Source organism: Aliarcobacter faecis (genome assembly GCF_013201705.1).
Taxonomy (GTDB): Bacteria; Campylobacterota; Campylobacteria; order Campylobacterales; family Arcobacteraceae; genus Aliarcobacter; species Aliarcobacter faecis.
On the sequence record NZ_CP053837.1, the window covers coordinates 2,065,192 to 2,078,960 of the forward strand.

Genomic DNA, 13,769 nt, shown 5'->3' on the forward strand with positions numbered 1-13,769 from the left:
TTTTTATATAAGTGAAGAAAAATCTCCACTTATATTTTTTAGATATTACTAATATCTATTTGGTCATCAATTATTAATTTAACTGTAGAGTTTGAACCTTTTCCTGTATACTCTTTGTATCCATTATTAGTAGCTTTAACATCCCATTCATTTAAATTTAATTGAACTTTATCTCCTATATTACCTTTAATATATAACTCATTTTTACCATCAGTCATATCTACAACATCTTCTAGTTTTAAATTTTTTAATGAATGATTACCAGCTGTTAAATCTATCTCTTCTATATTTTTAATAGAAACTTTTCCTCTAATAACTGATAAATCAATATCATCATTACCACTAAGAACTAATTTATCATATCCTGTTCCACCATCAATAAACACATCTCCATAAGTAACACCATTTTTTGTACTTAAATCTGTATAAATTGTATCGTTTCCTGCTCCACCATAGATTACATCTCTTCCACCATTACCATATATAGTATCATCTCCAGCTCCACCATAGATATAGTCATTTCCTTCTTTTCCATAAATGATATCATTATCTGCTGTACCTTCAATAGTCCTTCCTATATTATCATCATTTTCATATATAGCACCATTTAATTTGATGTTAACATAACTATCTCTACTATCTCCATCTGCATCAGTTATAGTATATTTAAAAGTAGCTGTTTTATCATCATTTTCTTTAAAATTATCATAAGTAGCTCTATTTAACTCAAATACATAGTGACCATTTTTATCTACAATCAAAGTACCATATGTTCCAACTATTTTAGTACTACCATCAGTTTGAACTACACCATTTTGCCAAACAATAGCATTATTAGTAGCTTTCCCATCTGCTCCAAAAATTGCATTTGAACCTGCATCATCACCATATGCATTACCTTCTATTTTTGGTAAAGGATCTGTTGAAACAATAGATGCAAAAAGATCAAATGAGTTATAGTTTGTTTGCCCTGCTGGTTGTTGACCAGCTTCCCAAGTATAAACCTGTTTTACAATATTTCCACTCTTATCTAAAAAACCATCTATTACAAATAGATACTCTTTTCCTCCAACATTTATTTTTTGAGAGAATGATTGCTCTTTTATAGTAACTATATCTCTATTTTGTTCTGCTGTACCACTATTTGATGTCTCATTATGATCAAGTACAATATCATGTACTATATGTACTGTTTCTCCATCAATAACTACATCTAATTCAACTCTAAGTGTTGCTTGAGTAATTTCTGAACCAGCTGTAATAGGTTGATTTGTATGTGTAAATGTACCTAAATTTAACTGTGTATTAATAACATTTTCTGACATATTTTTATATGTTGTATTTCCTTTAAAGTCATACCCAGATTTATTAGAAGCATCTCCCCATGTTAAAGTATCGTTACCTGGTATTGTATCTGTATTTTTAGCTCCTGTATAACTATTACCTCCTTTCCATGTAGTAAACCCTGCTTGTAATTTACCAACATCAACTTGACCAACTGTTACGACTAAAATTTGTCCTCCAGCATTTGAATCATCTATTGAAGTTCTTGGATTATCATCATAAATGCCTAAATTTATTTTTCCACTACTTGTATCACCATTTACATCTGTAGCTTTAATATTTATATCTTTAAATGCTATTTCATCTTCACCTTTTGATTTATCATGATTATGTGCCTGAGTTAAAGTATATTCATAACTAACTTTACCATTATCATATCCAGTGATTTTTAATGTTCCATTCGGAACTGCAATAGGTGGAATGCTATTTCCAGCTATTAAATCAGATACATTTATAGCTGTATTAGCAATTGTAATACTAGCTATTCCATCAATAGCTTTTATAGTAAATGCTCCTGTTATAATATTACTTCCATCTCCTGCATTCGTTCCATTTACCATTCCTTTTTCATATACAATGATATTTTCATTTGAAACATATACAGTTGCATCACTATCTGTTGCATCTTTTGAAAAATCTGAGTTACACGGAGTTTCAATGCTTGCTGTTGCAATAATTTTTAAATCTACATAACCTGTACCTGCAGGAACTATCATTTTTACTTTACTATAATCTATAGATTTCGCTCCAGCTGGAATTATTACTTCCCAAGTACCATTTCCTAAATCTCTCATATTTGATAAATCAAATGTAGCACCTTCTGGAACATTATTTATTTTAACTGTTAAAGTTTCTCTTCCATCATTACTTGTTAATGCAGCTTTTAAATCGACATAATAAACCTCACCAGTAATTTTTCCACTATTATCAACAACTACCTCATTAAATTCTATTGAATTAATTAAATAATCATCATTTTTTCCTAAAGCTGAAAATCTTATCTCATCAAATAAAGTTCCATTGTTTGGTTTTAAATTAAATGGTCCATCTATAATATCTGTTAAACCTTTTTGCGTTGTTTCTCCAACTAAAACTCCATTTTTATAAAATTTAATAAGGGCTGTTTCTATTGATGCTAACCAAGAGAATTTAACATTTACATCTGTTACATTATTATCAAATTTAACTCTAATTTCTTCAGATTTACCATCTAAATAACCAATTTCAGAATCATCACCTGAAGAAGCACCTTTTACACCAAATCCTTCTCTAGGAAGAGTTGCTATAGAAATTTCTCCTTTTGTACCATCTAAATTATAAGCTTCAACACTATATCCTTTTGAAGGAGTTGTAACATTTGTTTTATCTATAGTTAAAGTATTAACAACATCTATACTAGCAGTTGGTACTGAAACAATTGGAGTTCCACCCACTGTTAATCCTACATCAAATGTTGTCGTATCTCCATTTGAATCACTTGCTGTTACTTCAAATACTGCATTTTTAACAACAAAATCTGTATTTACTGCAATAAATTTATATTTTCCAGTTTCAAAATCAAATACAAGTTTAATTTTTCCATCATTTGTTAAAATACCATCTTGTGGATAGTTTGCCTTTGTATATATATTACCTTCAAATTTAATACTATCTATAGTAATATGACCATCTCCTCCACTTATATTATCCATTACATCTCCATCAATTAGTGATGATTTAATTGTAGATAATAATTTGTCTGTTAATTTTGTAACATCTGTTGCTAAATGTGTCTCTTCTCCCATTAATGGTAAGAATTCTGTTTTAAATGTACCTTGACCTAAAATTCCAATAGAAAATGACTCATCCATTTTTGATAAAAAGTTATCTTGATAATCTTTTAATATATTTTGGTTTATCTCTTTTCCTGCCCACGGAAAATCATTTCTAATTACATAAGTACCTGTTTTAGGATCATATATCATTCCATCCGTTGGATGCCCATCTGAGATAAAGTAAGAAACTGTTTTTCCATTTGTAAATGGTAATGAATTATTGTTAATAATTTCCATATTTTTTAACATAGCATCATCATAGTTTGTTGTATTATCACCTGCTTTTGTTATAGCTTCTAAATTTGTTATTAAAGTTTTCACTTCATCAATAGTCATCCAAACTTCACCATTTGCATTTGTTTTAATAAAACTATTTGTAGCAAAAACATTTAATGCAATTTTTACTTCTCCCATTTTTCCATAAGTATCAACTAAATCTTTTAATGCAGCTCTTGCATTTTCCATAGCATTATTTTTAGTCATACTAGAAGAAATATCTAATGTTAATATAAGATTATATTTATTTACTTGTATACAAGTTTGATTATTCTCTCCAACACCATGAACTGTTGCATCGCTTGCTTCTGCTTTTGCAAAGTTTGTACCATCAGCATTGTCATTTTTTTCTGTTGCAATTGCAGTAATTTTTAAATCAACCCAATTAATATCTTGTGGTACATTTTTTAATACTAATGTATCAGCAATTGATGTATCTCCAGCTGGAACTTTTACATTCCATGTACCATCTACATTTTTTGTAACTTCGTATTTTGTACTTATCAAATCTGTACCTTCTGGGACATTACTAATTTTAACTGTTAAAGTCTCACTTCCATCAGTATCTCTTAATGCAGCTTTAATCTCTACTGTATACTCATTAGAAGCTACTTTTACAGCATCAATACTTGCTGTTGGTACATCAGCAACTGCTGTAACTATTATTTCAGTTTTATTTTCTATTGCAGACCATTGTATTCCATCATTAACTATAAATTTAAAACTTCCGTCTTCATCACTATTTAAATTTGGCTTAAATACTAATTTCCCACTATTAATATCTGTTTTAGTTAATTCTTGTCCTACTTGAACTACTTTATTATTTAATAGTAATTGACCATTTACTGGAATTTCTGTAATTTTAACCTTTTCTATTGTTGTTAATGGTGTACCAAAATCATCAATCGTTAATATATATTCTATATCTTCTTTAGTTGTAAAGCTAGCATCCGTTGTTAAGTCAAAATCATTATCTACTATTATCCCTGTTCCTGTTCCTGTTTTACCATCTAATGTTGCTGTAATTGTAAAGTTCTCATCTCCCTCTACTATTAAATCATCAAACGTTGGTACTTTTGTATAGAACTCTGTCTCACCTTTTGGAAGTGTTACTTCAAACTCTCCATTTCCTTTATTTACTGAAACTAACTCATTACCATTCTTATCATAGAACTTAACATTATTTAACACTAAATCATCATTAATATCTGCTGTCCCATTAGCTAGTTTTACTTCTACTATCTCATCTTTTGAGCTTGGGTTCTCTACTTTTGTTTTAAACAGTGCATCATTACCCTCTGGTATTTTTACATTACCATTCTCTAATGTGTTCCCTCCAAAGTTACCTGGTATATTTGGAACTGTTGGATCTGTTGGATCTACTGGTTCTACTGTTACTGTATATTCATCATTATCTACTATTATCCCTGTTCCTGTTCCTGTTTTACCATCTAATGTTGCTGTAATTGTAAAGTTCTCATCTCCCTCTACTATTAAATCATCAAACGTTGGTACTTTTGTATAGAACTCTGTCTCACCTTTTGGAAGTGTTACTTCAAACTCTCCATTTCCTTTATTTACTGAAACTAACTCATTACCATTCTTATCATAGAACTTAACATTATTTAACACTAAATCATCATTAATATCTGCTGTCCCATTAGCTAGTTTTACTTCTACTATCTCATCTTTTGAGCTTGGGTTCTCTACTTTTGTTTTAAACAGTGCATCATTACCCTCTGGTATTTTTACATTACCATTCTCTAATGTGTTCCCTCCAAAGTTACCTGGTATATTTGGAACTGTTGGATCTGTTGGATCTACTGGTTCTACTGTTACTGTATATTCATCATTATCTACTATTATCCCTGTTCCTGTTCCTGTTTTACCATCTAATGTTGCTGTAATTGTAAAGTTCTCATCTCCCTCTACTATTAAATCATCAAACGTTGGTACTTTTGTATAGAACTCTGTCTCACCTTTTGGAAGTGTTACTTCAAACTCTCCATTTCCTTTATTTACTGAAACTAACTCATTACCATTCTTATCATAGAACTTAACATTATTTAACACTAAATCATCATTAATATCTGCTGTCCCATTAGCTAGTTTTACTTCTACTATCTCATCTTTTGAGCTTGGGTTCTCTACTTTTGTTTTAAACAGTGCATCATTACCCTCTGGTATTTTTACATTACCATTCTCTAATGTGTTCCCTCCAAAGTTACCTGGTATATTTGGAACTGTTGGATCTGTTGGATCTACTGGTTCTACTGTTACTGTATATTCATCATTATCTACTATTATCCCTGTTCCTGTTCCTGTTTTACCATCTAATGTTGCTGTAATTGTAAAGTTCTCATCTCCCTCTACTATTAAATCATCAAACGTTGGTACTTTTGTATAGAACTCTGTCTCACCTTTTGGAAGTGTTACTTCAAACTCTCCATTTCCTTTATTTACTGAAACTAACTCATTACCATTCTTATCATAGAACTTAACATTATTTAACACTAAATCATCATTAATATCTGCTGTCCCATTAGCTAGTTTTACTTCTACTATCTCATCTTTTGAGCTTGGGTTCTCTACTTTTGTTTTAAACAGTGCATCATTACCCTCTGGTATTTTTACATTACCATTCTCTAATGTGTTCCCTCCAAAGTTACCTGGTATATTTGGAACTGTTGGATCTGTTGGATCTACTGGTTCTACTGTTACTGTATATTCATCATTATCTACTATTATCCCTGTTCCTGTTCCTGTTTTACCATCTAATGTTGCTGTAATTGTAAAGTTCTCATCTCCCTCTACTATTAAATCATCAAACGTTGGTACTTTTGTATAGAACTCTGTCTCACCTTTTGGAAGTGTTACTTCAAACTCTCCATTTCCTTTATTTACTGAAACTAACTCATTACCATTCTTATCATAGAACTTAACATTATTTAACACTAAATCATCATTAATATCTGCTGTCCCATTAGCTAGTTTTACTTCTACTATCTCATCTTTTGAGCTTGGGTTCTCTACTTTTGTTTTAAACAGTGCATCATTACCCTCTGGTATTTTTACATTACCATTCTCTAATGTGTTCCCTCCAAAGTTACCTGGTATATTTGGAACTGTTGGATCTGTTGGATCTACTGGTTCTACTGTTACTGTATATTCATCATTATCTACTATTATCCCTGTTCCTGTTCCTGTTTTACCATCTAATGTTGCTGTAATTGTAAAGTTCTCATCTCCCTCTACTATTAAATCATCAAACGTTGGTACTTTTGTATAGAACTCTGTCTCACCTTTTGGAAGTGTTACTTCAAACTCTCCATTTCCTTTATTTACTGAAACTAACTCATTACCATTCTTATCATAGAACTTAACATTATTTAACACTAAATCATCATTAATATCTGCTGTCCCATTAGCTAGTTTTACTTCTACTATCTCATCTTTTGAGCTTGGGTTCTCTACTTTTGTTTTAAACAGTGCATCATTACCCTCTGGTATTTTTACATTACCATTCTCTAATGTGTTCCCTCCAAAGTTACCTGGTATATTTGGAACTGTTGGATCTGTTGGATCTACTGGTTCTACTGTTACTGTATATTCATCATTATCTACTATTATCCCTGTTCCTGTTCCTGTTTTACCATCTAATGTTGCTGTAATTGTAAAGTTCTCATCTCCCTCTACTATTAAATCATCAAACGTTGGTACTTTTGTATAGAACTCTGTCTCACCTTTTGGAAGTGTTACTTCAAACTCTCCATTTCCTTTATTTACTGAAACTAACTCATTACCATTCTTATCATAGAACTTAACATTATTTAACACTAAATCATCATTAATATCTGCTGTCCCATTAGCTAGTTTTACTTCTACTATCTCATCTTTTGAGCTTGGGTTCTCTACTTTTGTTTTAAACAGTGCATCATTACCCTCTGGTATTTTTACATTACCATTCTCTAATGTGTTCCCTCCAAAGTTACCTGGTATATTTGGAACTGTTGGATCTGTTGGATCTACTGGTTCTACTGTTACTGTATATTCATCATTATCTACTATTATCCCTGTTCCTGTTCCTGTTTTACCATCTAATGTTGCTGTAATTGTAAAGTTCTCATCTCCCTCTACTATTAAATCATCAAACGTTGGTACTTTTGTATAGAACTCTGTCTCACCTTTTGGAAGTGTTACTTCAAACTCTCCATTTCCTTTATTTACTGAAACTAACTCATTACCATTCTTATCATAGAACTTAACATTATTTAACACTAAATCATCATTAATATCTGCTGTCCCATTAGCTAGTTTTACTTCTACTATCTCATCTTTTGAGCTTGGGTTCTCTACTTTTGTTTTAAACAGTGCATCATTACCCTCTGGTATTTTTACATTACCATTCTCTAATGTGTTCCCTCCAAAGTTACCTGGTATATTTGGAACTGTTGGATCTGTTGGATCTACTGGTTCTACTGTTACTGTATATTCATCATTATCTACTATTATCCCTGTTCCTGTTCCTGTTTTACCATCTAATGTTGCTGTAATTGTAAAGTTCTCATCTCCCTCTACTATTAAATCATCAAACGTTGGTACTTTTGTATAGAACTCTGTCTCACCTTTTGGAAGTGTTACTTCAAACTCTCCATTTCCTTTATTTACTGAAACTAACTCATTACCATTCTTATCATAGAACTTAACATTATTTAACACTAAATCATCATTAATATCTGCTGTCCCATTAGCTAGTTTTACTTCTACTATCTCATCTTTTGAGCTTGGGTTCTCTACTTTTGTTTTAAACAGTGCATCATTACCCTCTGGTATTTTTACATTACCATTCTCTAATGTGTTCCCTCCAAAGTTACCTGGTATATTTGGAACTGTTGGATCTGTTGGATCTACTGGTTCTACTGTTACTGTATATTCATCATTATCTACTATTATCCCTGTTCCTGTTCCTGTTTTACCATCTAATGTTGCTGTAATTGTAAAGTTCTCATCTCCCTCTACTATTAAATCATCAAACGTTGGTACTTTTGTATAGAACTCTGTCTCACCTTTTGGAAGTGTTACTTCAAACTCTCCATTTCCTTTATTTACTGAAACTAACTCATTACCATTCTTATCATAGAACTTAACATTATTTAACACTAAATCATCATTAATATCTGCTGTCCCATTAGCTAGTTTTACTTCTACTATCTCATCTTTTGAGCTTGGGTTCTCTACTTTTGTTTTAAACAGTGCATCATTACCCTCTGGTATTTTTACATTACCATTCTCTAATGTGTTCCCTCCAAAGTTACCTGGTATATTTGGAACTGTTGGATCTGTTGGATCTACTGGTTCTACTGTTACTGTATATTCATCATTATCTACTATTATCCCTGTTCCTGTTCCTGTTTTACCATCTAATGTTGCTGTAATTGTAAAGTTCTCATCTCCCTCTACTATTAAATCATCAAACGTTGGTACTTTTGTATAGAACTCTGTCTCACCTTTTGGAAGTGTTACTTCAAACTCTCCATTTCCTTTATTTACTGAAACTAACTCATTACCATTCTTATCATAGAACTTAACATTATTTAACACTAAATCATCATTAATATCTGCTGTCCCATTAGCTAGTTTTACTTCTACTATCTCATCTTTTGAGCTTGGGTTCTCTACTTTTGTTTTAAACAGTGCATCATTACCCTCTGGTATTTTTACATTACCATTCTCTAATGTGTTCCCTCCAAAGTTACCTGGTATATTTGGAACTGTTGGATCTGTTGGATCTACTGGTTCTACTGTTACTGTATATTCATCATTATCTACTATTATCCCTGTTCCTGTTCCTGTTTTACCATCTAATGTTGCTGTAATTGTAAAGTTCTCATCTCCCTCTACTATTAAATCATCAAACGTTGGTACTTTTGTATAGAACTCTGTCTCACCTTTTGGAAGTGTTACTTCAAACTCTCCATTTCCTTTATTTACTGAAACTAACTCATTACCATTCTTATCATAGAACTTAACATTATTTAACACTAAATCATCATTAATATCTGCTGTCCCATTAGCTAGTTTTACTTCTACTATCTCATCTTTTGAGCTTGGGTTCTCTACTTTTGTTTTAAACAGTGCATCATTACCCTCTGGTATTTTTACATTACCATTCTCTAATGTGTTCCCTCCAAAGTTACCTGGTATATTTGGAACTGTTGGATCTGTTGGATCTACTGGTTCTACTGTTACTGTATATTCATCATTATCTACTATTATCCCTGTTCCTGTTCCTGTTTTACCATCTAATGTTGCTGTAATTGTAAAGTTCTCATCTCCCTCTACTATTAAATCATCAAACGTTGGTACTTTTGTATAGAACTCTGTCTCACCTTTTGGAAGTGTTACTTCAAACTCTCCATTTCCTTTATTTACTGAAACTAACTCATTACCATTCTTATCATAGAACTTAACATTATTTAACACTAAATCATCATTAATATCTGCTGTCCCATTAGCTAGTTTTACTTCTACTATCTCATCTTTTGAGCTTGGGTTCTCTACTTTTGTTTTAAACAGTGCATCATTACCCTCTGGTATTTTTACATTACCATTCTCTAATGTGTTCCCTCCAAAGTTACCTGGTATATTTGGAACTGTTGGATCTGTTGGATCTACTGGTTCTACTGTTACTGTATATTCATCATTATCTACTATTATCCCTGTTCCTGTTCCTGTTTTACCATCTAATGTTGCTGTAATTGTAAAGTTCTCATCTCCCTCTACTATTAAATCATCAAACGTTGGTACTTTTGTATAGAACTCTGTCTCACCTTTTGGAAGTGTTACTTCAAACTCTCCATTTCCTTTATTTACTGAAACTAACTCATTACCATTCTTATCATAGAACTTAACATTATTTAACACTAAATCATCATTAATATCTGCTGTCCCATTAGCTAGTTTTACTTCTACTATCTCATCTTTTGAGCTTGGGTTCTCTACTTTTGTTTTAAACAGTGCATCATTACCCTCTGGTATTTTTACATTACCATTCTCTAATGTGTTCCCTCCAAAGTTACCTGGTATATTTGGAACTGTTGGATCTGTTGGATCTACTGGTTCTACTGTTACTGTATATTCATCATTATCTACTATTATCCCTGTTCCTGTTCCTGTTTTACCATCTAATGTTGCTGTAATTGTAAAGTTCTCATCTCCCTCTACTATTAAATCATCAAACGTTGGTACTTTTGTATAGAACTCTGTCTCACCTTTTGGAAGTGTTACTTCAAACTCTCCATTTCCTTTATTTACTGAAACTAACTCATTACCATTCTTATCATAGAACTTAACATTATTTAACACTAAATCATCATTAATATCTGCTGTCCCATTAGCTAGTTTTACTTCTACTATCTCATCTTTTGAGCTTGGGTTCTCTACTTTTGTTTTAAACAGTGCATCATTACCCTCTGGTATTTTTACATTACCATTCTCTAATGTGTTCCCTCCAAAGTTACCTGGTATATTTGGAACTGTTGGATCTGTTGGATCTACTGGTTCTACTGTTACTGTATATTCATCATTATCTACTATTATCCCTGTTCCTGTTCCTGTTTTACCATCTAATGTTGCTGTAATTGTAAAGTTCTCATCTCCCTCTACTATTAAATCATCAAACGTTGGTACTTTTGTATAGAACTCTGTCTCACCTTTTGGAAGTGTTACTTCAAACTCTCCATTTCCTTTATTTACTGAAACTAACTCATTACCATTCTTATCATAGAACTTAACATTATTTAACACTAAATCATCATTAATATCTGCTGTCCCATTAGCTAGTTTTACTTCTACTATCTCATCTTTTGAGCTTGGGTTCTCTACTTTTGTTTTAAACAGTGCATCATTACCCTCTGGTATTTTTACATTACCATTCTCTAATGTGTTCCCTCCAAAGTTACCTGGTATATTTGGAACTGTTGGATCTGTTGGATCTACTGGTTCTACTGTTACTGTATATTCATCATTATCTACTATTATCCCTGTTCCTGTTCCTGTTTTACCATCTAATGTTGCTGTAATTGTAAAGTTCTCATCTCCCTCTACTATTAAATCATCAAACGTTGGTACTTTTGTATAGAACTCTGTCTCACCTTTTGGAAGTGTTACTTCAAACTCTCCATTTCCTTTATTTACTGAAACTAACTCATTACCATTCTTATCATAGAACTTAACATTATTTAACACTAAATCATCATTAATATCTGCTGTCCCATTAGCTAGTTTTACTTCTACTATCTCATCTTTTGAGCTTGGGTTCTCTACTTTTGTTTTAAACAGTGCATCATTACCCTCTGGTATTTTTACATTACCATTCTCTAATGTGTTCCCTCCAAAGTTACCTGGTATATTTGGAACTGTTGGATCTGTTGGATCTACTGGTTCTACTGTTACTGTATATTCATCATTATCTACTATTATCCCTGTTCCTGTTCCTGTTTTACCATCTAATGTTGCTGTAATTGTAAAGTTCTCATCTCCCTCTACTATTAAATCATCAAACGTTGGTACTTTTGTATAGAACTCTGTCTCACCTTTTGGAAGTGTTACTTCAAACTCTCCATTTCCTTTATTTACTGAAACTAACTCATTACCATTCTTATCATAGAACTTAACATTATTTAACACTAAATCATCATTAATATCTGCTGTCCCATTAGCTAGTTTTACTTCTACTATCTCATCTTTTGAGCTTGGGTTCTCTACTTTTGTTTTAAACAGTGCATCATTACCCTCTGGTATTTTTACATTACCATTCTCTAATGTGTTCCCTCCAAAGTTACCTGGTATATTTGGAACTGTTGGATCTGTTGGATCTACTGGTTCTACTGTTACTGTATATTCATCATTATCTAATATAGAAGACTTTATATCTCTATCTCTTATAGTTAAATGTTCAAACTGATCAGATCCTATTACATCATTTTTATTTAATGTTATATCTAAATACTCTGTATCTTCTATTATATTATCATCTACTGTATCTATTTTAAATATAACTTCACTTTGACCTGCTTTTACTGTTACAGTTTTTACTTCAGCTATATCATTTCCATCTGCTGTATCATATTTATATATAATTTCAAATGTAATATCTTTTTTTGCAATAACTGGGTACCCTCTATCATCTGTTAAAGTTACCTTATATTCAAAACTTTCTCCCTCTATAACAGCTGTTTTTACTCCTATAATATCTACATTTACATTATCTCTTGTATTTGTATTTGGATCTTGTGGTTCTACTGGGTTACTTGGATCTACTGGTTTACTTGGATCTGTTGGTTCTTTTGGAACATATGCTTCTACTTCATCTATAATAGTAGTTTCAATATTTTCTTTAATAAATTTAATTTCTTCTGTAGATTGAGTACTTATCGAGTCTATAGAAATTTCAAAACTTTCTCGTTCTTCATTATATACATCATCTACTATTTCTACTTCAAATTCAACACCTGTTTGACCTTTAGCAATAGTTACACTCTTAACTTCAATAATATCTTCTTGATTGGCTGTTTTATATGTATATTTAAATGTTACTGTTATATCTTCTGGTGCAGCAATTGGATTACCATTTTCATCATATAATCCTAATTTATATTTCGCTTTATCACCTTCTATAACATCAATAACTTTTAAACCATCTAGTTTAATTGTATATAATGTTTCTACATCTATTATAATAGTTGTAGCTATAGCTTGATTTGAATCTATTGGAAGTGAAAAAATTGCTCTCTCTAAATTTATCCATCTATCTGTCTCTTGAAGTCCAAATAAAGAATCATTGAATGTATCAGATAAACCAACTCTTACTCCACTTGTTCTTTCTACTCCTTCTCCTCCTGATGCCGCTGATTCTAAAGTCTCAACTAATGAAGAAAAATCATTAATTAATGCTAGACTATTAGGTTTATTTGAAATTAAAGCTTCTAAGTTATCAATAATTTCACTTCCACTAAATACTTTATTATTTACAATACTATCAATATTTTGTTCATTTAAATTTTTATTAATTAAAACTAATGTTGGATTTATTATTCCATCTTTATTTAAATTTAAAAGTGGAACTATTCCATTTAAACTAATATTTACAGTCTTACCATCAATTTTAAAAGTAAATTCAACAGATTTTTGATTATCTTTAAAATTCATAGAATAACTAGAAAATCCATTTGAGAAAATGAATTGTTGCCCTTTTTTAGCACTAAAACTTAAATCTTTATTTAATTCAATTACTTTACTTGAACCATTCACTTCTCTAATCGTTAATTTCATAAT

General features: G+C 31.3%; 1 protein-coding gene. It reads right to left on the bottom strand.

What is annotated here, in order from left to right; translation table 11 throughout:
• Window positions 1–38: 38 nt before the first annotated feature.
• Window positions 39–13,766 (bottom strand): Calx-beta domain-containing protein, encoded by a 13,728-nt coding sequence (locus AFAEC_RS10350; RefSeq protein WP_172658652.1) that lies wholly within the window; start codon window positions 13,764–13,766, stop codon window positions 39–41.
• Between the last annotated feature and the right edge of the window lie 3 nt (window positions 13,767–13,769).

Bases quoted from the DNA above. Each gene is read 5' to 3' on its own strand.
- AFAEC_RS10350 (WP_172658652.1), bottom strand. From the start codon at position 13,766: ATGAAATTAACGATTAGAGAAGTGAATGGTTCAAGTAAAGTAATTGAA.